Annotated in this window: 29 protein-coding genes; all 29 read right to left on the bottom strand. The window is 62.6% G+C overall.

All coding sequences use genetic code 11. The features are described from left to right. Positions 1-27: 27 nt before the first annotated feature. The 29 genes from ACDI39_RS00525 to ACDI39_RS00385 all read right to left on the bottom strand — a co-directional run bounded on the left by ACDI39_RS00525 (position 28) and on the right by ACDI39_RS00385 (position 23,854). Positions 28-525, bottom strand: coding sequence for a DUF2514 domain-containing protein (locus ACDI39_RS00525; RefSeq protein WP_253091109.1), 498 nt, complete (start codon positions 523-525; stop codon positions 28-30). Then, positions 522-953: a lysozyme gene (locus ACDI39_RS00520; RefSeq protein WP_486537242.1), complete on the bottom strand. Its 432-nt coding sequence runs from the start codon at positions 951-953 to the stop codon at positions 522-524. Before ACDI39_RS00520 ends, ACDI39_RS00525 begins: the two co-directional genes overlap by 4 nt. A gap of 57 nt (positions 954-1,010) precedes the next feature. Further along, positions 1,011-1,289, bottom strand: coding sequence for a tail fiber assembly protein (locus ACDI39_RS00515; RefSeq protein ID WP_253168296.1), 279 nt, complete (start codon positions 1,287-1,289; stop codon positions 1,011-1,013). After that, entirely contained in the window at positions 1,276-1,716 is a 441-nt protein-coding gene (locus tag ACDI39_RS00510) for a hypothetical protein (RefSeq protein ID WP_486537241.1), read from the bottom strand. The genes ACDI39_RS00515 and ACDI39_RS00510 overlap by 14 nt, the downstream gene beginning before the upstream one ends. Then, complete coding sequence (locus ACDI39_RS00505; RefSeq protein ID WP_486537240.1) at positions 1,716-3,521, bottom strand: pyocin knob domain-containing protein; 1,806 nt, start codon at positions 3,519-3,521, stop codon at positions 1,716-1,718. Before ACDI39_RS00505 ends, ACDI39_RS00510 begins: the two co-directional genes overlap by 1 nt. Before the next feature lie 14 nt (positions 3,522-3,535). After that, positions 3,536-4,402: a hypothetical protein gene (locus ACDI39_RS00500; RefSeq protein WP_486537239.1), complete on the bottom strand. Its 867-nt coding sequence runs from the start codon at positions 4,400-4,402 to the stop codon at positions 3,536-3,538. 11 nt (positions 4,403-4,413) lie between these two features. Continuing rightward, the gene (locus ACDI39_RS00495) at positions 4,414-4,728 is read right to left on the bottom strand and encodes a hypothetical protein (protein ID WP_253080800.1); all 315 of its coding nucleotides are present in this window, start codon (positions 4,726-4,728) and stop codon (positions 4,414-4,416) included. Then, on the bottom strand, positions 4,725-8,645 hold the full coding sequence (locus ACDI39_RS00490) for a TipJ family phage tail tip protein (RefSeq protein ID WP_486537238.1): 3,921 nt from the start codon (positions 8,643-8,645) through the stop codon (positions 4,725-4,727). The genes ACDI39_RS00495 and ACDI39_RS00490 overlap by 4 nt, the downstream gene beginning before the upstream one ends. A 56-nt stretch (positions 8,646-8,701) precedes the next feature. Next, positions 8,702-9,295: a tail assembly protein gene (locus ACDI39_RS00485; protein ID WP_486537237.1), complete on the bottom strand. Its 594-nt coding sequence runs from the start codon at positions 9,293-9,295 to the stop codon at positions 8,702-8,704. Between the two features lie 108 nt (positions 9,296-9,403). Continuing rightward, positions 9,404-9,748 (bottom strand): hypothetical protein, encoded by a 345-nt coding sequence (locus tag ACDI39_RS00480; protein ID WP_486537236.1) that lies wholly within the window; start codon positions 9,746-9,748, stop codon positions 9,404-9,406. A 29-nt stretch (positions 9,749-9,777) separates the two neighbouring features. After that, positions 9,778-10,533, bottom strand: a complete 756-nt coding sequence (locus ACDI39_RS00475) for a C40 family peptidase (RefSeq protein ID WP_486537235.1) — start codon at positions 10,531-10,533, stop codon at positions 9,778-9,780. A gap of 2 nt (positions 10,534-10,535) precedes the next feature. Next, positions 10,536-11,285, bottom strand: a complete 750-nt coding sequence (locus ACDI39_RS00470; protein ID WP_253168282.1) for a phage minor tail protein L — start codon at positions 11,283-11,285, stop codon at positions 10,536-10,538. Beyond that, positions 11,282-11,620, bottom strand: a complete 339-nt coding sequence (locus tag ACDI39_RS00465) for a phage tail protein (RefSeq protein ID WP_253168281.1) — start codon at positions 11,618-11,620, stop codon at positions 11,282-11,284. Before ACDI39_RS00465 ends, ACDI39_RS00470 begins: the two co-directional genes overlap by 4 nt. Beyond that, the gene (locus ACDI39_RS00460; RefSeq protein ID WP_486537234.1) at positions 11,620-14,907 is read right to left on the bottom strand and encodes a phage tail tape measure protein; all 3,288 of its coding nucleotides are present in this window, start codon (positions 14,905-14,907) and stop codon (positions 11,620-11,622) included. The genes ACDI39_RS00465 and ACDI39_RS00460 overlap by 1 nt, the downstream gene beginning before the upstream one ends. A gap of 48 nt (positions 14,908-14,955) precedes the next feature. Further along, positions 14,956-15,180 carry a hypothetical protein gene (locus ACDI39_RS00455; RefSeq protein ID WP_368815893.1) on the bottom strand — a complete coding sequence of 75 codons (225 nt, stop codon included), beginning with the start codon at positions 15,178-15,180 and terminating at the stop codon, positions 14,956-14,958. Further along, a complete protein-coding gene (locus tag ACDI39_RS00450) occupies positions 15,177-15,521 on the bottom strand; it encodes a hypothetical protein (protein WP_253168278.1) in 345 nt (114 codons plus the stop codon). The genes ACDI39_RS00455 and ACDI39_RS00450 overlap by 4 nt, the downstream gene beginning before the upstream one ends. A gap of 40 nt (positions 15,522-15,561) precedes the next feature. After that, positions 15,562-16,062 carry a phage tail protein gene (locus tag ACDI39_RS00445; RefSeq protein WP_253168277.1) on the bottom strand — a complete coding sequence of 167 codons (501 nt, stop codon included), beginning with the start codon at positions 16,060-16,062 and terminating at the stop codon, positions 15,562-15,564. A gap of 55 nt (positions 16,063-16,117) precedes the next feature. Continuing rightward, positions 16,118-16,504 (bottom strand): DUF3168 domain-containing protein, encoded by a 387-nt coding sequence (locus ACDI39_RS00440; RefSeq protein WP_368815892.1) that lies wholly within the window; start codon positions 16,502-16,504, stop codon positions 16,118-16,120. Further along, the gene (locus tag ACDI39_RS00435) at positions 16,497-17,072 is read right to left on the bottom strand and encodes an HK97 gp10 family phage protein (RefSeq protein ID WP_368815891.1); all 576 of its coding nucleotides are present in this window, start codon (positions 17,070-17,072) and stop codon (positions 16,497-16,499) included. The genes ACDI39_RS00440 and ACDI39_RS00435 overlap by 8 nt, the downstream gene beginning before the upstream one ends. Before the next feature lie 3 nt (positions 17,073-17,075). Continuing rightward, a complete protein-coding gene (locus tag ACDI39_RS00430; RefSeq protein ID WP_368815931.1) occupies positions 17,076-17,252 on the bottom strand; it encodes a hypothetical protein in 177 nt (58 codons plus the stop codon). Positions 17,253-17,260: 8 nt separating this feature from the next. Next, positions 17,261-17,581: a phage head closure protein gene (locus ACDI39_RS00425; RefSeq protein WP_368815890.1), complete on the bottom strand. Its 321-nt coding sequence runs from the start codon at positions 17,579-17,581 to the stop codon at positions 17,261-17,263. Further along, positions 17,581-17,880 carry a head-tail connector protein gene (locus ACDI39_RS00420; RefSeq protein WP_368815889.1) on the bottom strand — a complete coding sequence of 100 codons (300 nt, stop codon included), beginning with the start codon at positions 17,878-17,880 and terminating at the stop codon, positions 17,581-17,583. The genes ACDI39_RS00425 and ACDI39_RS00420 overlap by 1 nt, the downstream gene beginning before the upstream one ends. After that, positions 17,881-18,099 (bottom strand): hypothetical protein, encoded by a 219-nt coding sequence (locus tag ACDI39_RS00415; RefSeq protein ID WP_368815888.1) that lies wholly within the window; start codon positions 18,097-18,099, stop codon positions 17,881-17,883. Between the two features lie 54 nt (positions 18,100-18,153). Beyond that, positions 18,154-19,356 (bottom strand): phage major capsid protein, encoded by a 1,203-nt coding sequence (locus ACDI39_RS00410; RefSeq protein ID WP_486537233.1) that lies wholly within the window; start codon positions 19,354-19,356, stop codon positions 18,154-18,156. Further along, complete coding sequence (locus tag ACDI39_RS00405) at positions 19,353-19,994, bottom strand: HK97 family phage prohead protease (RefSeq protein ID WP_486537232.1); 642 nt, start codon at positions 19,992-19,994, stop codon at positions 19,353-19,355. Before ACDI39_RS00405 ends, ACDI39_RS00410 begins: the two co-directional genes overlap by 4 nt. Next, positions 19,981-21,192, bottom strand: a complete 1,212-nt coding sequence (locus ACDI39_RS00400) for a phage portal protein (RefSeq protein WP_486537231.1) — start codon at positions 21,190-21,192, stop codon at positions 19,981-19,983. Before ACDI39_RS00400 ends, ACDI39_RS00405 begins: the two co-directional genes overlap by 14 nt. 2 nt (positions 21,193-21,194) lie before the next feature. Then, positions 21,195-22,874, bottom strand: coding sequence for a terminase large subunit (locus ACDI39_RS00395; protein ID WP_486537230.1), 1,680 nt, complete (start codon positions 22,872-22,874; stop codon positions 21,195-21,197). A 3-nt stretch (positions 22,875-22,877) separates the two neighbouring features. Beyond that, positions 22,878-23,354 (bottom strand): terminase small subunit, encoded by a 477-nt coding sequence (locus ACDI39_RS00390; RefSeq protein ID WP_253168262.1) that lies wholly within the window; start codon positions 23,352-23,354, stop codon positions 22,878-22,880. A gap of 164 nt (positions 23,355-23,518) precedes the next feature. Next, positions 23,519-23,854: an HNH endonuclease gene (locus ACDI39_RS00385; protein ID WP_486537229.1), complete on the bottom strand. Its 336-nt coding sequence runs from the start codon at positions 23,852-23,854 to the stop codon at positions 23,519-23,521. Positions 23,855-23,911: the final 57 nt, after the last annotated feature.

Genomic DNA, 23,911 nt, shown 5'->3' with positions numbered 1-23,911 from the left:
AGGGTGCGCTTCACCGCCTGGCTCCTGTCACTTGGTCAACGCATTATAGGCCGCCTCGCAGGCCAGGCCGGCTATTCGAGCTCTGTCATACGCCTTCGCCAGCTCTCCCGCTCGTTCATCAGCCCGTGCGAGCAGGTCGGAGAGCACCATGGCGGCGCGGGTGGCTGCTTGGCCTCGGGCGATAGCGCCGGTATCCGTGGCGGGGCAACCGACGGTGGCGGCAATCTTGGCTGCGTCATCGCGCATCCGCTGGCCAGCAGCATCGGCGCCAGCACCACCAGCATCAGCCACCTGGCTTTCCTGTCTTGCATGGGCTCTCCCCTCCTCCTGCGCCTCGGCGCGTCGTTGTTCTTCTTCCCGGGCGCTACGTTCGCCAAGCACCTCGGCCAGGCGATCACCGCTGTCGCGCTGTGCCGATGCAGTCGCGGCCTCGGCACGCTCCACTGCCCGCCCATGCTGGTACACCCCCCAGTAGGAGGCGACCACCAGCAGCAGGACGCCAACACGCAGCAACCAGGCGCTCATGCCTCCTCCAGGAACAGCTCGCGCTCGGCGGCGCGTCGGCGGACCAGGCCCGGAAGAACCTTGCCACCAGCCTTGTTCCAGCGTGGGAACTGCTCTGCAGCACCAGCGTAGTCGCCAGCATTGAGGAGTCGGCGCAGCGTCGACGATTCAAGGTTCGCCGCACCCAGGTTGTAGGTGAAGCTCACCAGAGCATCCCACTGGCTCTGGCTGAGAGGCACGCTCACCAGGCGCTGCACCTCTAGCTCGAAGCGCTGCACGTCGTCCAACAGCATGCGCTCGGCCTGCTCCTTGCTGATCGACATACCAGGCCTAACCCCTCGGGTGGTCCCGTAACCGATGGTCCAGACACCGACAGAGTCTTGGTAGGCCTGCAGGCGCAAGCCTTCGAACGACTTGATGAGGCTCAAGCCGCGTTGCGATGTACGCATGGGTTTTCTCCAGGCGAAAAAAACCGCCAGGCGGCGGTCGTGTGGGTTCGGGGCGGATCAGGCCGGCAGCGCAGGCCAGTCGATCTCTGCGGGGTAGCCTGGCTGGTCAGGCAGGCGGTTCAGGGCGACTCGGTAACGCTTCCAGGCTTTCAGCGAGTCGGCCTCGACCTCAGTGGCTTCATCGAGGTCGACGGCATCCTGGAGCGGGGCGATGGCTTCGTCAGCGGCCTTGCGCAGCCTGGCGATCTCCGCCTGCACATCCGCCAGCAGACTGGCTGCCGCCTGCTCGGCCTTCATTTCTGCCGTGACCATCTTCGACCAATCAATATTGCTCATCTGCGTTCGCCTCGCCGTCTTGCTGTGGATCGTCGTCCATCGGGTCTTCCATCGAACCATCGTCGACGGGAGCCTCCTGCTCCTGCTCGGGGATCACGGGCACCGGAGTCTCAGGGGCTGGAATGGGAGCAGCATCATGGACCGGCAACCCCACGGGGCCGTCGTCCTGCAGAATGATCGGTTCGGGGAACCTGGTCTCCTGCGGCGCGTTGGCCCCATGCGGGAGGACCAGGGTCAGGTGCAGTTCACCATCGATGCGTTCCACCGGGCCCGCGAACCAGGTTGAGTCGATTGCCTCCCCAGGGAGGGTTGCCCCGTCTGGAAGCGGGCTGAAGTCGAACTCCTGGCCATTCAGGTAAAGCACGTCGCCCTCGCGGTAGGCCAGCAGAGGTTCATCCATACGGACGGGGGAAAATTCGATGCGCATCAATACCACCTTCCTACGGCAATAGCCGCGATAGTAACCGTTGTTCCGGCGGGTCTTGAGGTTGTATCCAAGCCTCTAAGAGTTGCATAACCTGTGCCTATTGCACTCACAGTTGACCATGAGGCACTTGTACCCCACCGGAAACAGCCACAAGTGACACTAGGTGTCCCGGAGAATTCGGCAGGGAAAATCCAGTTGCGGGACCCCTGATAAAGCGTGGTATAGGCTGTGTCTATTCCTTGGTCAGTTACGGCAGTAGATAAAGTACAAACCATCGTGCCGTCAGCGAACTTCACATACTCCCCGTTGGCATTGCTACCACGCTCGATGATCGCACCAGTCGGTACGCCGCCAGATTGCGATACCGTGCCAACGATGTCGGCCAAGGCGGCAGACTTAAGGCCCAGAGCAGCACGGGCGACTTGAGGTGAAGCGGCCGCCCGGAGTGCAAGCCCGGTAGCACCGAACAGGTCTTCAGTCGTCGACTCTTTCCACGGCCCCCAGGTACTAGAGTTTCTTGTTCGCGTGAACACGCGATTGTACAGACTGGCGTCAGTGCCCTGTAACGTGATAACCATCTGGGTCGTGTAACCAGACGAGTACCCGCCGACAATCAAAGTTCCGGATGCCACAATAGGGGAGTTGACTGCGGTATTGTTGAATCTGTAAATGCCTCCGTAAGTTGCTGTGTTTAGGTCGCTGACAACACTTGCCGATTCCGTCGCAAGGCCGTTTCCGGCAAGCTTAGAATCAATCATGCTTTCGTTGGCGCGCTCTTCCCACGGGCCCCAGACTGAACCCCACATTGCTCGAGCCCACGACCTACGGTAGTTAGCCTGCACGGATGTCAATGGGTAGGCAATCTGTTTGTGGCCGGATACTGCCGAGCCGCCCGGTATGTGCTGGATAACATAGTTTACAGCGATAGGGAGACCTGACGCCGTGGCGTCATCTGACGAGATCGCCATAAAGCCGGCGATCCTGTTAGCCTCTACTGTTGCCATCGGTACAACGGTTGCCGATGTCACCCCAAGCCCCATGCCGGCCAGGACAGATGCCAACGTACTAGTCACGTACGCTTCCGAGGACACGATAACCCAGTCACCCCACGTCGGATTCGCGGGGGTCGTCGAAGCCCCGGTGCAATGGCGGAACGCTGTCCTGTTGGTACCGGGGTTGTGAAGAACCTGGGTGGCCTGGAACTGTGAAGAGTCGCTCTGCCGGATCTGCAGTTCGATAGTGTTCGAAGTGTTCCAGCCGGCGGGCATGCCGGTATTCCCTCCCAGCGTCCGGTAGACACCCGCGCCGACGTTGGAGCAATCGTTGATCGACGTGTTGGGCCAGTTGGGCTGCTGCGATACCCCTAGGCCGAACGCAGCAACTACCGAGGCAATCACCGCGTTCGCGGCTTCGACGTCCAGCACTTCTTTCCAGTCGGACCAGGTACCGCCGAACTGCTGCCGGTGGAACATCCGGTGCTTGTTCGCGGCAACGGAGGTCAGGGGGAATGCAATCTGCCCCGACGCATTGCCGTTGGACGAACCCGAGATATGGATGATCGACCAAGCGATCGATGGAATCTGAGGCGGGCCGTTGACGCCACCAGAGGCCGCAGTCGACAGCAGGTAGAATCCGCTGGCTGTCGGCGAGTTTGCGTCAGCAATCGTGACACCAACACCGCCCGTGCCGCCGATTCGCTCGTACAGTTCGGTGAAGTTCGCGTTCGTCTTCTGGAATGCCGTCCGCGCGTCATCGCCATCGATGCCACTAGGCGGCGTGCCTAGTGCGATCAATTGTTGTGCCATGTAAAGACCCGTACTTAGTTGAATGGGAAAGGCAGGTTATTTGTTCTGATAACTAGCGCTTGAGGTAGCTTATCCGTTGGGATATCAAAATAAGATTGGTAGGCGGATACCGCTCCCCAGTACATCGTTGTTCTGGCGGCATCGCAAGACAGCCAATAAATCCCACCACTGCCGCCGTAGCACCCGTCCATATGAGCTTGTTGATTACTTCTTGCTGGGAATGAACCCGAGGGAGAAAAATTATCAAATGGCCACTGCCCGAACGAACGAGAGAAGGATGTGCTTACTGCAAACTCACCAGACGCAATTGGTACAAACAACGTACACGTCATGTATGCAGGGTAGTTTGTGTTAGAGGCAAACCTTTTCGCGGCAAGCGTTCCTCCTGCGAACACTCGATCATAGTACCCTAACGGATTCTTAGCCGGCGGTAATGGGCAAGTGTACGAATAATCAACGTCCAAAGGTACCTGTAGAGAATTGAACGTCAGCGTTCCATCTTCACCGTAGCACTTTAGCCCTGCCCCGGATAGGGTGCCCCTCATTGTGTCAAAGTAGTAATACTTCGTATCAGTAGAGGCAGCGATGTAGTAAAACGTCGTCGTATTCCCGGACCTAGAAGAACCACACGAAATACCAGACCCATTAATAAACACAATAGGAGCAATAGCGCCAGTCACGGAGAATCCGTGAATTAAATCCATACCTCCAGGAGTCGAGCTCTCATCGTAACTACTTCCCTCATTAGGAGGGAGGTTGGCAGACTTGTAGCTGAGTCTTGGCCAAGTAGTAACAAGAGACATGTAGCCACTCTTTAGCAACCCGTAGGTGATCTTCTCAGTATCAAACAGCAGGCTACCGTTTTCCTTGAAGATCTTCATTCCTGCAGACATCAGTGGTACCCATAGTGAATACGGCAGTTGAGGGAGTAGAAGCCCCAGCCCGAGGCGTAGGAGTACTGCCAGGAGAGCGTTGCACTCGACGCCCCTATCGTCAGCGTCACCCCTGGACGTTTTCCGAGGTACTTGTTCTGCGCCGACAGCTCGGTGATGGCATAGAACAGTTGTTTGCCCGCCGGTGGGAGCGGAATCGAGCGCGAGCCGTTGGCCGCCCCCGTGTCGACATACCCCATCATCTGGCTGACCGAACTGGTCATGTCGAGCAGCATTTGACCGCTCGAGTCATAGACCTTCAGGCCTGCACTCATACATTCACTCCCAGATCGACCGCCAGATTGCCGTTGGCATGGAAGATACGCATGCGCTGGTTGTTCAAGGTCATACGCCCCTGCCCTGCCACCGTGCCATTCACTTCGAAGGTGTTATTTACGAAGTTGATCCGTATGCCCTGCTGGCCCGCCACATAGTTCGCGCTCCTGAGTTCGCCGGTGACGATCAAGTTGATGATGTCGGCCTGCTTGATGATCGCGCTGTTCAGGAACGCCTGCCCGTTCTCCAGCGCGAACACCGACTTGGCCACGCCGTTGATCTGGTTCAGTACCGCGAACCGGTCAGCCAGGAACAGCACCTGCGACTGCATGCCGCTCGGCGTGTTCTCGATGCCAATCCCCATGCCGGCGCTGTAGTAGCGCCCCTGCGAGTCGACGCCCAGCTTGATGCTGTACATCGCGTTGAGCTTGCCATCGGTCGTTGCCTGGGTTTGGGCAATCGTCTGGATGGAGGCCTCGTTGTCGCCCGTACGGCTGCTCAGCTGGGTGATGGACGTTGACAGGGCTTCATCAGCCGTAGCACGGGTGGTGGCCTCGGTAATGATCGAGGCTTCGTTGTCGTCGATCCTGGAGTTGGCGTTGGTGATCTGAGTCGTCAGCGCCTCATCTGCCGTCGCCCGCGCAGTGATCTCTGTCACCAGGTCCGCGCTCACACCGTCCAGGTCCGCGCTCAAATGCGTGATCTGGGAGGCAAGCGCCTCGTCCGCGGTGGCCCGCGTGATCATTTCGGTGGACAGGTCAGCGCTGACGCCATCGAGGTTGGCACTGAGGGACGTGATCCGGAGCGCCAGGGCCTCGTCTTCGGAGGCGCGGGCGTAGGCCTCCTCCTGGATCTTCGCATCGATTGCGGGACCCAGTTCGGTGGCGATGGTGTCGATCCTTTGACTGATCGCCAAGTCAGCCGAGGCGAAGGCGCTGTACGTCGTCCAGGCTGTAGCCTTGGCGCCAGAGTCACCGGCCTTCCAGTCGGTACCACCAGCCATCCTGGGGAACACCTGCGCCTCGACGCCGATGATCCTGGTGGCCATCGCGGCCAGCTCACCGTTGATCTCCTCGACGCTGGTTTCGACGCCATCGATTCGAACTGCCAAGGCCGAAACCATCTCGCCAAGAGAGGCGTAATCGCCCATGTACTCCCAGTACGTGGCATTGGTCACCGGGGTGCCCGCCGGAACGTCCTGCCTGGCCCTGTACAGCTTGCCGTCCAGCTTGACCAGGGAGCCCGCCAGATAGGCTTGATTCGCGTCCCAGTCGGGAGTGCCCGCGATATCGGCAATCTGCGACTGCAGCGAGTCGATCTGGCTTTGGAGCGCCGTGTCACCCTCGGTGATCCGGACATTGACCGAGCCTGGGCCGTTGCCAGAGATCTTCTCGATTTCGGACAGCAGCTCTTGGCCGAGCTCAGTTTCGGTGATCTTGCCGGTGATGTAGTCGAGGATCTCGCTGGCATCGGCGTTCGACTGCCCAAACACCCAGTCAGTCCAAGGGCCAATGTTACCGCTTCGGTCTACCAGGCGCGCCCGGAAATACCTCACCACCGCTGCGGCCATGCCGCTGTGCAGGTAGGTCGAGGTCGGGTACGCCTGCAGGCCAAGGGCAACCGGGTTCTGGCCGGTAGGCTCGGAGGCCATCTCGATCTCGGTGTACTCGGTATCACCCGCGCCTGCCGGGAAACCCCAGGTCAGGCGAATACCGAAAATCTCCGGGGAGGTGTTCAGGAAAGCAGGCGCCGGCGGCTGCCCTTCCTTCCCTTTCAGCTCCGTCAGCATGGAGTTGCGCCAGATCGACGTGATGTCGAAGGCGCTCACAGCCCGTACCCGAGCCAGGTAAGCCCCGGCGTAGATGCCCACCACGTCAACCGAGGTGGTGCCGACGCGCTGCAGGCGGATCCAGTTGCCGTCGTCCTTGCGCCACTCCACGTCATAGGCGACAGCGCCTTCAACCGCAGGCCAGGCGATGGTCATGGTGCTGACCGCGATGCCCTGGGAGATTGCATATTCCGACGTCAGTGTGACGCTCGCCGGCGGTGCCACGGTGGTGACCGGGATCACGCTGATCGGCCGGCTTTCCAGTTTGGCGCCGGTGTCGATGGCGGGGAACTTGCTGGGGTTGAACTCGAGGGCCGTGATCTCGTACTGCCCTTCCTGGGTGCGCGAAGTCTTCAACACGCGGAACAGCTGGATAGCCAGGTCCTCGTAGTCGATCGCCCACTGCAGCTGCGGCTCAGGCTGGACGCTGTAGGCGGTGGTCACGGTCACCGCACGGCCGTTCACCGATTGGACCGTGCGCGCCTGGGCAGTGCCGTTCGGCAGGTTCAGGATCAAGCGGTCGCCCGCCTTGATCGGCGTGTCACGGTCCAGGGTCACCACCCGGCCGGCGGCCGCCGAGATCCGGCCACCGTTGGGCCTGCCGGCCACCAGCTCATCAGCCACGGGGATGACGTACCCCGGGAGCGGAATGCGTCCCTCCATGCCTGTCCGGAAGGTGACGGTGCGGTCCTGGTCATTGCTCAGCAGCGCCCACTTGCCGCGGCGCTGGGCCTCGGAGGCGCGGGTGCAGCCGATGGCCGAGATCTCGATCGGTCGGTCCCGGTACCGGCGCTGCAGCGCCAGGTCGGTCACCGGGATAACGTCGGTGTCGTAGTTGTTGGCCGGGTTGTCGTAGCTGACCAGGGCCCGGCTGTAGTGGGTGTTGCGCTCGGCACCGCCATACACGAAGTCGCCGTCGATGACGTTCGAGCGCGTGAAGACGTAGTCGATGTCCTGGGCGCGCGGCATGTCGGCCTGCATGAACAGCGAGCCATGCGCCCAATAGACCATGCCCCGGTAGATGGCCGAGAGATCCCGCAGCAGCATCCAGGCCTCGGCCCTGCCCTGTAGGTTCATGTCGCACAGGTAACGCGGCTCCTGGCCGCCCAGGCCATCCGGCACCAGTTGGTCGCAGTACTGGGCGATGCGGTACATCTCCCACTTGTCGACCATCCACGACTTGATGCGCTTGCCCAGGCCGAAGCGATCCTCGACGCACAGGCCATAGGTCACGAACGCCGGGTTGTTGGTCCAGGCCTGCTTGAAGGTGCCGTCCCACACGCCGGTGTAAGTCCGGGTGATCGGGTCGTAGTTGCTCGGCACCGGCCAGCGGCGCGCCTTGCACCGCACCGTGACCTCGGGGATGTTCTGGAACTGCTGGGCGTCGAACTCGATGTACAGCAACGCGGTGTTCGGGTAGCGCAGCTTCTCGTCGATGATCTCGGTGTAGCCCGCAATAGTCATCGTGTCGGCGACCGTGCCGCTGTTCTGGTTCGGCGTGATCCGGCGCACGCGGAACATCCAGCCCGAGGTGGCGGTCGGCAGGTCCACGCTGACAGAGCGCTGGTAGCCGTTGGTGGTCTTGCCGTCCACGGCGCCGCGGTGCGCCTCGGCATAGGCCCCACCATCGGTGGCGATGTCGACGGCATATTCGATGCGGTAACCGTTGGTATTGCCGCTGCTGTCCTGGCTGGCCAGGCGCGGCCAGGTGAAACGAAGGCGCAGGCGCGAAAGCTGGATGTTGCTCAGGGCACGGGTGAACGGCGTATCACTGCGCAGCTCGACGTTGACCGTGGTCTCGTTCTCGATCGCCGGGATACCCTTGATGTACTGCTGATCGATGCTGCCTGGGCGCCATTCCCACTTCACACCCGGGAAGTTCACGTTGCCGCTGGCATCCATGATCGGCGTGTTGTCGAGGTAGATATCGCGGTCCGTCGGCGTGCCATCGAATTCGCCCTCGCCAACGGCCAGGAGAATGCTGGCGATGTTGGTGGACTGCAGGGTGTCCGGCGACTCCACCGGCGTCTTTGGCTTGCTGCTGCCGCCTTTCGCGCCAGCAATGTCGAGCTGCTGTGCTGCGCCCATGCTTTCCTCCGGGCATAAAAAAACCGCCGGGAGGCGGCTTGTTCGCTGATGCGTTGCTATTTCTTGTCTTCGGCGCGGATCGACGCAGAGATGACCGCCCCGCCCCATCGGCGCTCACCGATGCAGATCGGGACCGGGTTGCCGCTGGCCGTGGTGTTCTTGGCGCTACCGAAGGCGTAGGACGGCAGGTTTTCCGGGGCGGCGCTCTGGGATAGGCCCTTGGCCTGGGGACTGAGCATCTGGATGACGCCGCCCGCCATCAAAGACGCACCAAGCGCCTGGCCCCAGCCCTGCATACCAGGGACAACAAAAGATGCCGCGAAAATCACCGCTCCGACAATGGTCTGAAGCAGGCCTCCGCGCTTGCTTCCAGACACAACTGGAACGATCCTGATCTCCTTGGTACCGCTGCGATCAAACTCTTCCTCGCCAACGTTTCTCCCATTGCGGAAGATCGCAAACCTCATGCCCAACCTGTCCAGGCGCTTGATCTCATCCTCAAAGCCGGGAAGCGTAGCTTTTAGGGCCTTGAAAACTTCCCGCGTTCTTCCTGTATCCAATGAGCGGCGATGCTCTCTACCAAACTTCTGCGCCAATGACCCTGACAGCTTGATCAGGGTCATTGGCTGATAATGTGCCGCCGTTGTCATCGTGCGTTCCTCCGGGCATAAAAAACACCCTGCGAAAGCGTAGCCCTCGCAGGGTGTCGGGGTGACCATCTCATTAACCGCCCGAAGGCGGCATCTAGTTCGAGTATCTTAAAGGCAGGACTTGACCGCTTGCTCAATAGCAGAGCGGCCCACGCCGGGCATCCAAGCTAACCGCTGATAGAACTCAACCGAACTGCCCGCCCCCTTTCTGGATACTTCAAGCAGCTCATCGGTCAGGTTCATGGCACCAATCACTATTCGGTACCCATCCTGGGTTTCCGACATCGATGCTTCGGAGCGAGCATCCTGCCACCTAGGATAAACACAGAGCGCATACTGGCGCGGCGACTTCTCCGTTGTTGCCTTAATAGTAGGGATATTGGCTTTCAGGTCGCTAGGCGACACACACCCCGCCAGCAACGCCAGCCCCACCACCCCGATCAGAATTCGCATGTGATCCCCCCTTGAAAAGGCGGAATGTATCACTTGGCATCCCGGTGACGCAGCACCAGGCGCGTTCGGTCGAACCAGGGGCCGCCGAACACGATGATTTCTGATGGCCTGCCGTACAAGTGATGCAGCAGAAATGGGCCAGGGCCGAACACCTGGGCTTGCTCGCCGGGCAGTTGGGCATCGCTCCCCAGGTAAATGCCGGCGTGGTTCGGGTGCGCGGTGCGCCCCACAGCCATGACGATCATGTCGCCGCGCCGGGGCTGGCTGACCTGGTAGAAGCCAGCGGCCTCATAGGCCTGCTCGTAAAGGCTCGGGCCGTCGGCCTGTTCCCACCAGCCGTCCTCTCGGGCGTAGGCCGGGAACTCCAGCCCCCACTCGCGCTGGTACCAGTCCGCACAGACCTGCCAGCAATCCCAGGCACCGTGCACGAATGGTCGTGCCAGCAGCGGTGTCTCGCCAGCGGGAGTAATGGTGCGCAGGTCACCCTCCGGCCAGGACAGGATGTGCCAGGGCAAACCCGTGGCCTCGCACATGGCCAGGTCGCGCGGCGAAGGCCGGCTGGTGGCGTCCGGGTGCGAGTGCACGATGCCGATCACTTCACCCTGGTCCTCGGCTGCGGCGTACTGCTCGGGTGAGATCCGGAACTCTTCCGCTGGGTCGCTGGCCGTGTTGTCACACGGGATGTACCACTGGGTCCGGCCAGCGGCGACGATCAACCCGCAGCACTCGCGCGGGTATTCGGCCGCGGCGTGCTTCTGCACGGCGGCCAGGATGTGTTTACGCATGGTCAGCTCCGCGCGATAAGAGAGACGGCGGGGAACCCACCGAAGGGCAACGGGTTGCCTTCGCCGAAGCGTGGGATGCAGCCGGTACCCAGGCACCCATCGCACTCGTCCAGCTCGGGGTTGTCGGTCAGGTTGCCATCCTTGTCCCGGTATGGCCCGGTGTAGCCACAGTTCGGCCCCCGGTAGCCTCCAGTCATGGCCCAGTGGCACAACTGGGTCATCTGCCGACCAATCGACTCGCCCCCCACATCGCCAGGGCTGGCAAGCTCCCAGGCCACGGTGGTGCCGTTTTCAGAGACCTTCTGGTCGATGTACCAGACCTCAATGCTCTCCTCGGTCGGGTCGGCCTCGGGGTTGCCCCCTGGAAAGTTCGCCGCATCGAGGTACTGGCCCAGCGTGTGCCGGATCGTCAGCTTGAACTCGAGCAGGTCATCGAAGGCCAGGCACAGCGCCGTGATCCGCCCGTTGACGTTACCGACCGAGATGGTGGGCCGAACCGCCGTGCCGTCCGAGTTGGCCTCGATGCCCTCGATCTGCATGGGCCAGGCGCCGTATTCGTGGCCCTGCCACCAGATGGACTTGGCCGGCAGCTGATCGGCATCAGCGCCAGCGGCAGCCAGTTCCTCCGGCGTATGCGGTATGGCGTGCCCATGGAATCGGAGAACATCGGCGCCGAAGTCGCTGCCGTCCAGCTCGAACAGCATGATCTCAGCGCCAGGCTCCAGCTTCTGGAGCTGTGTGATAAGGCTCATGGGTGATACGCCCGCTCGAAGGTCATTGAAAGAACGCCGATGCCCCCGGGCCTCCACTGCTCACGGAATGTCGAGCAGCGGTACAGACCGAGGACGCCAGCGGGTGTGGTCCACAGGAACGACCGATAGCCACCATGGGCGCGGATGAAGCTCAAGATCGGCTGTAGCTCCTCCTTGAGGCCACCGAAGGTCAGCGAATGGGTCTCGTCCTCAGCGTTCAGACCATCGCCGCTCACCTGGGCATAGCCGTCCCCGAACTGGGACCGGCGAACCCGAAGCGTGCTGTCCGTGCTGACTTCGTCGTCCGGCACCCAGATAAAGGTCTCGATGGCCATCAGCCCCTCCCGTTGCTGTTGCGATAGCTCGTCCCGCCAGGCCGCCAGGAAGCGGCAATAGCCCGCTCGGCCGTCAGCTGCATCTGTTGCTGCAGGTTCTGCTGCAACGCGGCGCTGTCCAGCTGCATCCCTTCAGCACCCCGGTCCTCGACGGTGAAGTACATCGGCGCATCCACCTGCACCACCGTGCCGCCGGCAGGCGATCCGCCAACCACTTGCACACCCAGGGAGCCGTCGGAGCCTCGCGCCAGCGGCATGATCGCTTCAGGCCCAGCCTCACCAACCACACCCAATCCACCATTGGCCATGCCAAAAGCTGTTGGCCTGTTCAGTACGCTGTTCGTGAAGGCGCCCCCCTTGGCGAAGAACTGCACACCACCACTCCATGCACCGCCCTGTGCTTGGGGGAAGTAGGTGTTGGAATAGCCCGCCTGCGATGCCCCCAGGTTTGACGACACCGCTCCCGCCGACCCAGCCTCCAGGCCATTCCCTCCGCCGCCGAAGTAGCTGCCCACTGCGGATACCCCAAGCCCTACCAGGCCGCTGAGCAAGGAGCTCGCAGCCTGTTGGCTGGCGATCCTGGCCATGTCCGCGATAACGCTGGTGGCGAAGTCCTTAAAACTCGCCTTGCCAGTCATGGCGAAATTGGCGATGGCGTTGCTGGCCGTGTTGAAGCCGGCGGTCAACATGTCATCCGTCGCGCCCGCTACATCGGCAGCATCGGCACGGATGTTGTCCCAGGCGCGGCGTGCGCCGTTGCGATAGTCCGCCTGCGCCTGCAGCCGGGCGTCGAAGCCGTCGACCTCCATCTGGATCTCGCGTGCCTGGTAGTCGGCCAGGTCGGCAAGACGTTGCTCGTAGGCCGACTGGGTGAGCTTCCGGGAGGCATCCTCCTGCTGCTCCTCCAGCTGGCGGCGCGCCTGGGCGTACTTCTCGCGAACAGCGTTGAGGCGGTCGGCCTGCTCCCGTTCGTTGTCGCCCATACCGACACCGGCGACATCTGCGTTGATTGCGTCCTGCCGCGCCTGCAGCACCACCTCCATGGCCTTGCGGTAAGCCTCGGCGCTATTGCGCCTGATTTCCGCCAGCTTCCGCTCCTCCTCGGTGCGCTTCTGGATGGTGCCGTCGGCATAGGCCGCATTCAGGTTCTTGATGCCGAGCTCCATCTCGGCGGCGGTGATCTTGCCGGCGGCCTGGGCCTTGCGCAGCCCCTTCACACCCTCGGCCAGGTCCTCCAGGCGCTTCTTCTCGGGCAGCGCGCGATCGATGATCGCATCGAGTGCCTTGATCTCATCCTTGAGCGCCTTGGTGCGGTCCTTGCTGCTGTCAGTGGCCGCCTTGTTGGCCTTCTTCTGCGCCTCGATCGCATTCGCCGCCGACAGGATCGCCTGGCGGTCGGTCTCAGTGAGGTCAGCGTTTTCAGCAATGTAGCGATTGGCGATCTTGATCGCGTCGCCGTTGTCCTGCAGGCCGGCCAACTGCTTCTGCAACGTGTCCAGGTACGTCTGCCCGGCCGTGCTCATTCCGGCCTTGGCGGCATTATTCGCGTCGGTGGCGACCGTGTTCTCCTGCGTGACACTGGTCAGAACGCGCAGGGTCTCGGCGATCAGGTTCGAACGCTGATCGGCATCGCTGACAGCGCCGGCCTGGGTGAGCCACTGCTGCACGGTACCGGCCGGCAGTTGCAGGCGCTCGCCGACCTCTCGCAGGATCGGCGCCAAGTCGGCACCGGACGCGCGGGCCTCGTTCAACCGGTCGATCACCGATTGGTATTCGCGAAGCTGCTTCCCATACTGCCCCCCCGAATCCCGGGCGGGCGCCGTGACGGTTGCGGAACGGATGGACTGAGCCAGATCGCCATAGGCGTCCTTGACCTTGTCCGTCGCGTTGATCTGCTCCTGCTGCCACTTCACCAGCGATGCTTCACGCTGGTCGCGGTTGAGCTTCTGGAACTCCTCGCGCAGCTGGGCAACGGGCTTGTGCAGGTCGTCGAGGCTGACCCCGGCCTGGTCCGCGTTGTCACTCAGCAGCAGGAAGCTGGCCGCGGTGGTGCCGGCCAGCAGCGCGAGCCCCATTGGTCCGCCCAGTGCCGCCAGCAGGCCGCCGGTAGCGGCGCGCGTCAGGTTGGTCTGGGCGATGGCCAGTGCATCGGTGGAAGCCTTGAGGGCTGCCTGCTTGGGGATCAGTTGCGTTTGCACCAGGGACAGGCGCTGCATGCCGGTGGCAGCCGCCACGGATGCCTGAGCCTGCTGCAATTGCGCCTGGGCGTAGATGCGCTGCGCGTCGGCAGCACGCAACGCGGCCTGGGCATTCTGGATCTCTGCGGCCCGCTGGGCGAGCGCAGCCTTCAGCGCCAGGCCGGACTTGGCGACGTAGTTGGTCAGCGCCGCCACGCCAGCGCCACCCATGGCCGCCGCAACCAGGTTGATGTTGTCTGCGACCGCAATCAGCGCGCTGGAAAGCCCAGCGACCGCGCCGGTACGCTCCTCCATGTTGCCCAGGTAGGAGCTGATGGCGTTGCCGATGTTCACCATCGCGTCCTGGACGCTGGTGGACATGTCGGCCGCTGCCTTGCGGTTAACCTCAACGGTGCGCAACAGGCCGGTGTTGATGGCCTCGAGCGACAGCTTGCCCTGGACGCCCAGCTTGCGGATCTCTTCCGCGCTCTTACCGGTCGCGCCGGCAATCGCATCGACGATGGTCGGCATGGCCGACTGGATCGACACCCAGCCGTCCGCATCGACCTTGCCGGTTTGCAACGCCTTCGAATAGGCATCCAGAGCCGAGCCGGCCTTGTCGGCCGCTGCAGCGTTGGTCACCAGCAGGAAGCTGAAGCTGTCGGTGATGTCGAGCGTCTGCTGGGTGTTGAAGCCCAGGCTGCGCATCACGTCGGCCGTACGGATGTACAGCTCTTGGGCCTCGGCCAGGGGCCGGTAGGTCTCCTGCGCGGTTTGCAGCAGGCGCTCCTGCACCACCTGGTACTCGCCAGCGCTACCAGCGGCGGCCTTCATCCGGTCGGCCATCTGCCCGTAGGCATCGACCTGCTTGATGATGCCGCCGATCAGGCCGGCACCGGCAACAGCCGCGAAGGCGCCGCGGATAAGCGCCCCGGCCTGCTGGGCGGCGCCGCCGGCGCTGTCGAATGCCGAGTCGACCTGGGCCAGGTTGCGGTCGATCGACTGGGTGGTGCGCGCGACCACCTGGTCCGCACTGGCCAGCTCACGACGCAACTGCTGCGTGGTGGCCTCGATCTGGACCAGCATGCCCTGGACTTGTTGGTCGGCCATGTGAAACTCCAAGCACAAATAAGCCGCCCCAAGGCGGCGGTCTGCCTACTATTCGCGGCGGCCTCGCAGGAAGGCCTTCAGGCGATCCGCCACGCTTCCGCGCTTCTGCGGTGCAGCCTGCGGCTTCGCCTTACCGACGTTCATCCAATCCAGGCGGGCGTCGAGGGCGAGCATGATCTGCGGTATCGGGGTGCGCCATGCGGTGTCAGGCGGCCAGCCAAGCCAGCCGGTGGCCACGCCGAACAGGTAGTCGACGTAGCTGCCATTCCTCACGGCGCTGTGCTGACCGCCTCGGGCTTTCCCCGGCCGGCCACGCTCGGCGGCACCGGGTTCAGCAGGAAGGTGATGTACTCCGTCAGCTTGCCCGACACCTTGGCCACGCCGGTCTGGAAGACCTCATTGGCGACCGTGGGGTGTTGCTCGCCTGGCAGCCCGGCGCCGGCGACGATAATGTCGGCGCAAGCACCGATCGCCATCAGGCGCATGGCATCCAGTGCGGCGCGCAGGCCGCCGAACCGGGCTTCGATCAGCAAGGCCGCCTCGAGGGTCGGCTTCAAGGTGTAGCTGCGCGCACCGACCACCAGGGTAACGGTGCCATGCAATGCTTCGCTCATGGGGGGTCTCGCAGTAGGTGACGGGGCTCAGCCCCGTCTATCACGGGGTGGCCGGGCCGGCAGGAATCTCGATGATGTCGGTGTTGATGGCCAGGGTCATGTTGCGGCGCACGACGTTGTCGGCAGAGCCGGCCGCCACGGTGTTGTTCATCACCTTCACGCCGAAGTAGAAGGTGGTGGGCAGGATGGCCGGGGATGCATCCGGGTCGCCATCGTTGAGGGTGACCTTGATGTTGTAGTTGCCCTTGGTGCGGTCCTTGTGCGCAGCTGCCACGGCCTTCTGGCCGAGGTCGCCATTGTCCAGACCAACCGTCAGGGTCATGTTGCCGGCGTCGGCGGTGCCCTTGTACTTGCGCACCCGGCCATCACTCAGCGCGGTGAAGTTCACCGGGTTGAAGGTATCGCCGAACTCGCCCAAGTCCTCGATCTCGCCGACATCGACGTAGGTGTCGGCCTCATACTCGGTTTCGGTGTCCGCGCCGGTCTTGCCGCCGATGGCGAGGCGGCAGCCGGCGGCTGTGTTGAGGTTGTCTTCGGCCATGGGGGTTCCTCCAAAGGCTCATTGGATAAAAGCCGCGGCGCGGCCGGTGTTGGATTCAGTGGGTGGTGATCACGCGAACGGTGATCGAGCCCTGATAGGTGACGCCGTCAGCATCGCGCTGGGCGTCGGCTTGTTCGACACGGACGGACACGGCGCGCCCGACCGCCAGCGGCAGCCGCCGCTCGTCCAGGGCGGCGATGATCTCGCCGTTGATGCGCTTGACCTCGGCCTGACCGATGGCATCGGACCAGACCGACAGGTAGATCAGCCGCGTCTCGCGCTTGCGCCCAGCGATGGGGCTGGCGTTCGTCGAAACCTCGCGGTCAATCGACACGTAGGGCATGTCAGCATTCATCGGGGCGCCGTCGTAAATCGGACAACTGACTTCAGCCTCAAGCCTGGCGAAGATCGCCTCTTGCAGCGCCAGCGACGGATCAGCCATTGCCTACCCCCTGGCTCGCCTTGCGCAGCGTCAGACGGATCGCCGCCTCGATATCGGCCATCACGTATTCCCTGTTCACGTCTATCGACGGTCTCAGCCACGGGTGAGCGGGCCTGGCTGGGATATCCGGGTATTTGCCGAAGAAGTGCTGCCCATCGGACTTGTTCTTGGTGTCACGCTGGCGAAGCGCGTTCCGACGCCCGCGCAGCTGTGACTTGTCGCGGTTGTTGGTGTGCACCCCACCGACGGCATTGCGGTCGGCTCGCTGGTACATGGTGCCGGAGTAGCCCTTGGTGCCGTACTCGATGAAGCGCAAGTAGAAAAATCGGCGGTTGTCGCGCTTTCCCCGGATTCCGACTTGAGCATCCAGACCGCTGGGCGAGACATAGACCTTCAGAGCTGCCGCAGCTGCTCCGGTGTCTTTCGGGATCAGCTGCTGCTGGGTGGCCAAGATTCTGCCCGCCGCCTTCTCCATGGCAGGCTTCAGTTCGTTGTCCATGGTCTTGTTGATGTTGCGGAGCGTCCGGCGCAGCCGGATATCGCCCCGGATGCTCGAGCGGCGGGCCATGGCTCACTCCTTGGCCTGGGAGGCCTTAGCCGGCTTCGCAACAGATTCATCGACCTTGACGGCGTAGCCACGGGCGATCAGCCCCTCGGCATACGCCTTCTCCACCTCGAACACCTCGCCCTTCTCGCGCTCGCCGGAGGCACCGGAGAGCACGCCTAGGGCCTGGATCTTCATCTTCATGGTTCACCTCATGGGTTGGGGACCGATGAGCACAACAGCCTCATCATGGTCCTGTCGTTGTCGAGCAGTACGGCCTCGACCTGGTAGGTCACGCCGCGCTCGGTGAGTCGCCATTCAACTGCGATGTCCGTCCGCGGGCGGATGCGGATCTCGGCGGTGATCGTCGCCTTCAGTTGCTCGGCAACTGGAGCGACACGGCCGGTCGGCATGGTGATTTCCGCCCAGACCTTGCCGGCACCGACCCACGTCTTGGTCGCGCCGCCAGAGGCATTGCGGGTCAGCTCAGGGCGGGATGCGTCGCAGCGATGACGCAGGGGGCCGGCTTTCATCAGAAGCGCTTCCTGTACCAGAGCAGCCTTTCGACTGCGAGCGGCATGGCCGTGGCAATCGTGCCAACGGCCACAGCCTCGCGGTTGGCGTACCAGTGCCCGACCAACAGCAGGATGGCCTGCTCAACGTCGCGGGTCAGACCCATCTCGTCAGGCTCGACCGGCTCGGCGTCAACGAGCTTGCGGTCGCAGTGCTGCTCGACGTGGGCCTTGGCCGCCTCGATGTAGCCGCCAATCAAGGCGTCCTCTTCATCACCGTCGACCCGCAGGTGCAGCTTCACGGTGGCCAGGTCGAACATTTACTTGGCCTCTTTGGAAGCCGTCGGCTTGGTTTCCTTGGGCTTGGCCACCTTCGGCTTGCCGTCGTCACCCACCTCTACGGCCAGGCCCTTGCCGATCAGGGTATGGGCGTACTCGTCATCAGCATCGTCAAACACCGCACCGGCCTTGACCTGGTTCGAGTCAGCGCGCAACAGCGCACCATTGCCGACGAAGCCCCACAGAATCTTGATCTTCATGCTGCCTCCAGGAGCGAAAAGGCCGGCGGGGTGCCGGCCTTCGTTGGGGTTGGGTTACCCGGCAACCGGGAACCGGCCTTTGACCAGCGCCTCCTTGCGGCGCACGCCGAGGCCCAGGCGTTCTTCGACCAGCAGCGCGCGCTCGTTCTTGATGAACTGATCGTTGATCAGGCCCATCTTGAACAAGAACGACATGCGGTCGAACAGCGTGGTGGAGCGCGCAAAGTTCGCAGTCAGGAACTCGCCGCCGTTCTCCGCATCGCCTTCGTCCATGCTGTCGGAGGTGATCACCGGGCGGCCCCACAGGATCGGCGTGACCAGGCCCTGCAGGTTGGCGAACAGGTAGCGGTTCTCGCCATCCTTCTGCAGCTCGATGTTCATCCAGTCGAGCTCGGTCATCACCACGCCATCGGCGGACATCTTCGATTGCTTGCGCACCTGGTAGATGGAGCGGCGCACCAGGTCAATCGACGTGTCGCCAGCCTTGCTCAGGCCAGTGTCGTAGGCGGTAGCCTGGGTCATCAGGCCGTTCAGGTTCTCGCCGGTACCGTCGCCTTTGAGGATTTGCGCCTCCTCCTCGAGCTTGAGGTCGTAGCGCAGCAGCTGTTGCAGGTAGGCGAACAGCTGCGGCACGTCGTCCAGCGCTTCGTCGGTGACCGGCATCCAGACCGCAATCTTCTTGACGCGGTCGGTCTCGGTGGTGAAGGTCACGTTGCTGGTCGGCTTGAGGCCGCCCTCTGCCACCGGCGCCGCGCCACGGGTGTGCACGTTCTCGCGGAAGTAGGTGTAGCTCTGGCCGGAAACGGGGATCGCGGTCAGAAGGTCGCGAATGCGCAGTTCCTGGCGGATACCCGGCTGAATGACCGGATCGTAGTTCGGCACGACGATGCCGGCGCTGGTGACCTTCATTTCCTTCATGCTGGCCATGTCGGACTTGGTCACTTCGAGCTGGGCCAGGGAGGCGTTCTTCTGGCTCAGCGCCTTGTAAGTGTCGTCACCCTTGATCAGATCGATGAAGCTCTTGCCCTCACCAGGCTGGCCGCGCAGCTTGACGCCTTTCTGCTCGAGGTCGACGACCTGATCGATGACCTTCTGCAGCTCGCCCTTCTGGTCTTCGATCTGCTTTTTCAGGTCGGTGGTGACTTGGTTGCCCTTCTGGACCTCATCCATGGCCGCGTCGTACTTCTTTTGCAGCCCGTCGAAGCCGGCCTTCAGTTGCAGCTCCAGGGAATCCTTCAGTTCTTTCACTTCGCTCATGGCGATACTCCAAAATGGTGGGTGAACAGGGTGGAAATTTCTTTCAGCTCATCCACGATCGCCGTGGCCTCGCTCCCGCCGTCACGGCGTAGCGCGGTGTAGCCGAGCGAAGCGACCGCAGCCGCTTCCTTCTGCGAGAGACCCATGCGTTCGCGCAGGGCCTTCTCGAAAAGCCTGATGTCCGACTTGACGCTGAGGACTTGGGCATCGGGATTCATGCCGAACGGAACGAAGGAGGCCTCCCATAGCTCCGCCTCCTTGATGACGCGCACGCGGCGCCCGGCGCGCTCCTCGAAATCTGCCTTGATGATGTTGAACCCGATCGACATGCTGTCGAGGACGTCAGCCTTCATCAGTTCGTAGGCGTCGCGGGCATAGCTGACGTTGAGGTTGACCTGGCCTTTTAGCAGGAGGCCGTGGTCGTCCTGGGTGTAGTCAGCAGCACCTACCAAGCGGGTCAGGTCGTGATACAGGGCCAGCTTCAGCTGGCCTTTCCGGGTGGCCTTCACCCGGGTGAAGGCCCCTGGCACGATCACGTCGTCGCCCAGGTCCACGTTGTTGAATACCGCGGCGTAGCCCTCAAAATTGCCGGCTTCGTCAACGGCCTTGAGTTCGAACGGGCATTCAAGGTTCGCCATTTTTTTGCATCTCCCACCGGGTGACCCGGGCGTAGTCGCCGCCCAGCGGCGGGTAGTTTTCCTTTTCGCGCACCTCGTCGATCGACAGCCACCCGGAACCGCCCGATCCGCCCAGTGCGGCCTGGAAGTAGGCTGCCCGGCCAGCACTGTCGGCGCGCAGAAGGCCCTCGACAACGAACTCCACAAAGCGGTCGCCAGAGCTGAACAGCTTGTTGTTGAACTCGTCTTCGACGGTGTCGATGTAGGGCTTGAGGCCGAAGGTGATGAAGCCAGTCAGTTGCTGCTCCAAGTTGGAGCCCATGATCGAGGTCTTGCCGGCGCGGTTGGCCAGCCACAGCGGAACGCCGTAGATGCCCGCCAGGGCCTCCTCCTGGAACTGCTGCGACTCGATGAACTGGGCGTCCTTCTGGCTGATGCCGGCAGGAACGATCTTGGGGTTGCCCTGCAGGATCGCCATCTTGCCGATGTCGTCGGCATCGGCCTTGCGCACATCGGGAAACTTCTCCATGACTTGGGCCTGCTGCGCCTTGGTCAGGAACTCCTCATAGATGACATAGCCGCCGGTAAAGCCACCCTTGCGCATGAAGCGGGCCGACCACTGCTGACCAGCCTTGGCCAGGCCCATGGTCTCGGCCTGGTGCTCGATCGGCGACAGCCCGACAATGCCGTCCAAGCTGAACAGCTTGAAGTGCAGCATGTGCTCTGGGGACACCGGGAACGGGTCCCCTTCCTTGGGGGTGACCAGGTAGATCAGCTCCTCGTCGGTGTCGATCTTTACGGTCCTGCCATCCAGCGGCACCAGGCCGATCGGATCGCCATGGACGTTGCGCTCGATCAGGGCGAACGCATTGCCGCGCAACGCCATGTTCACGACCACGAACTTGAGGAAGTTCAACATGGTCATGTACGGGTTTGGCTTGCGCAGCAGCTTGAGCATCCGGTCATTACCGGTGATCAACGCCCTACCACCCTGCTTATCCTCATACAGCTTCAGCGGCAAGCCGCTCAGTGACTCGGAAAGGATCTTGATGCAGGACCAGACCATGCTGATGGACAAGGCCGTTTTGGCGGAGATCCGAACACCCGCCTTGGTGCGCTTGCCGCCAACCTCCAGGTCAACCTCGACATGGTCGCCCGTGGTCTGGTCGGTGTAGCCGAAGAAGCCCCAGGTCATGGGGTTGTACCATTTGAATGCCATGGTCAGCCTACTAGTCCAAAGAAGCCGTGGTTGAGGTAGTCGTCCATGCCGCCGCGCGCCTCTGGGTTGAGGGACATCAGCGAAACGGCGTTGAAGGTGGCCATGAGTGGGTCAATCTTCGCGGTACCGGACGCCTGCTTGGTGATCAAGAAAGCGTTGGCCGATGGCACGCCCTTGGCGTTACCGCAGGCCCAGGCCATCAGTGGCTGTCCGCAGTGCAGCAATGTGCCCTCGGCAAGCCGACGCTCGGTGGTCTTGATCGCGCCGGTGAGTTTCCAGCCCTGCGAGATGCCAACGATCTGTTCCTCGTCGATGCCGACATCCGCCAGAGCATCCAGCACTGCGCCGATGCCGGCCGGGTCGAGGCCGACCTTGTCCAACAGACCGGCCTCATTGATTCGGGCCACGATGGCGGCCAGCTGATCAACGTCGTCGCCGATCTTGTCGACGATGGTGAGGTCGCCAGTTGCCTGCAGGTCGAGCAAGCGCGGCGCCTCGGACTTGCGGCGCTCCAACACGGACGGGTGGGCCCAGGCATGCGCCCAGTGCAGCCAGGTGCGTGATTCACGAACCCGGCCGATGACCGACAGGCCGAGCAAGTCATCCAGGCCGCCGCCGTCACCGCCGACGACGATGACCTCACATTGCTCGAGCAGATCATCCAAGGTCATGCCGGGCTTGGCCTGGGGCTCCCAGAACGCGGCACCGACCCAACTGTCGGACATCAGGGCCAGGCCGATCTCGATATTGAGGTGCTTGGCCTGGAAGCCACGCATCTCCGCCTCGCCGTCGATTTCCGCCTGCATGTGCAGGCGTTCGAGCGTTGGACGGTCTACCGAGTAGCCAATGTTCGGGTTTACCAGGTGGAAGTTTTCGGGCTTCCGGGCCTCACCGCTGTCGATCATCTCCTTCGAGAACTCGTAGATGATCGGCAGGAAGCGGTTGTCGTCGATGCGGCCGTCACGCACACCGCGGGCATAGGTCAGCTTCGACTTGAACACGCCGGCCGGAGGCTCGTTCGACTGAGTCGTCAGCCAGATGATGAAGCCCTCCGGCCTGGACAACAGGCCGCCGGTGGCTTCACGGATCATGTCCGCCGCTTTCGGGTTCTTGCCGAACAACCAGGCCTCATCGATCAGAACGCCGACCGCCTTCTTGCCGCCGACCACGTCGCTATCAGCCGCCACGACCTTGAGCGTTGCCCCCGTTTCGCGGTGGGTGATCAACCTCAAGTGCGGCTGCACATGCAGCAAGGCCTTCAGCTCCTCATCGTTGTTGACCATGTCCTTGGCCGGGATGAACGAGTTGTCCGCGATCTCCTTGGTCGGCGCGAGGATGATGAACTCGGCCGAGAGGCGCCAGTTGCGGATCAGCGCCGTCAGCATGATCCCAGCCGCAATGGTCGATTTACTGTTCTTCTTCGGGATGCAGAGCATCACCTCCCGAATCAGCCGCTCGCCGGTCTCACTGTTGTAGCTACCGAACACGGCACCAGCGAACGCCAGCACCCACGGCGCGCAGGAAGCCTCTATGGTCGGGCTTCCCGGCGCATCAACGATCTTCAGCCCCTTGAAGACCTCAAGGCTGGCCTCCGCTTCCTCGGGGAACAGCGGCGGCGGGATGATCGATTCGCCGGCAGCCAGGCGCCGCCACCAGTCCGGGCAGGCAGTTGTCCATTGCATGAGTTACCCCTTCACGACGGAGAGCGGCGGTTTGCCCTGGGCGTACCGCCCTTTGCCTGCCTGCTTGGCGGCTTCGGCCTTCTGCTCTTTCTTGCCCTGATCGGCGACCTTCCCGTGCACGTAGGGCATGAGGGTCTTGGCCGCTTCCAGGCGCATGCGCAGGTCGGCACCGTCTGCGTTCATCAGCTCGGTGAGGAACACGCGGGGGTCGTCCGTCGTCGCGAAAGTGACCTCGCTGCTCGCCTCTGGCGCCGCTGGGTCATCTTTAACTTTTCGACCTGGTTTAACTTTGGTGCTGGACTCGGCTTTTTCGTGAAGCCGACGCCCGACCTCGGCCAGGACATCGGCGTCCTTGGCCAGCTTGGAGCCCGCTTGTGACGCGGTCTTCTCCGAATACCCGGCAGCGATCGCCGCCTCGCGGTTCGTGGCTCCCGACAGCAAAGCGTCAACAAACCGCCGCTTCTTGTCGGTTAAAGCCATCGTTAACTTTTCCTGAAACGGGAAAAAATGTGCGCGTGGGGTCGGTGGCGGTCTAGCTACGGCGGAATCCCAATATTTTTGGTACCCCCCTCCACATGACCCATTTTTTCGATCTAGAGCCTTCGCCGTGCTTTTTTTCTTAGAAAAATAAGATTTTTATGGCGCTATAAGATCCCAGCAGCCTCTTCAGCCTGCTTCACCGAGTCGTGGCAGGGCTTGCACAGCGACTGCCAGTTGTCCTGGTCCCAGAACAGATCCTTGTCGCCGCGATGCGGCACGATGTGGTCGACAATGAACGCAGCAGTGGTTCGCCCTTGCCGAGCGCAGTAGACACACAGTGGGTTGTCTCGCAGGTACTGCTCTCGCGCCTTCTGCCACTTGTAGTCGTAGCCTCGCTGGGAGCTGGTCATGCCGCTCCGCCAGCTGCCGGGCGTGACCACCTTGACCCGTGAGCCTGCGTTCTCCTTGATCCGCGAGCCGAGCGTCTTGAGCCTGGCCATCGTTACCGGCTCCTTGGTCGGTTGAGTGCGCGGCGGCCACACCGAGCCAGCACCATG

Source organism: Pseudomonas sp. Tun-23181 (genome assembly GCF_057415455.1).
The sequence above is the reverse complement of the archived record's forward strand: the minus strand, read 5'-3'. Positions and strand labels throughout refer to the sequence as shown.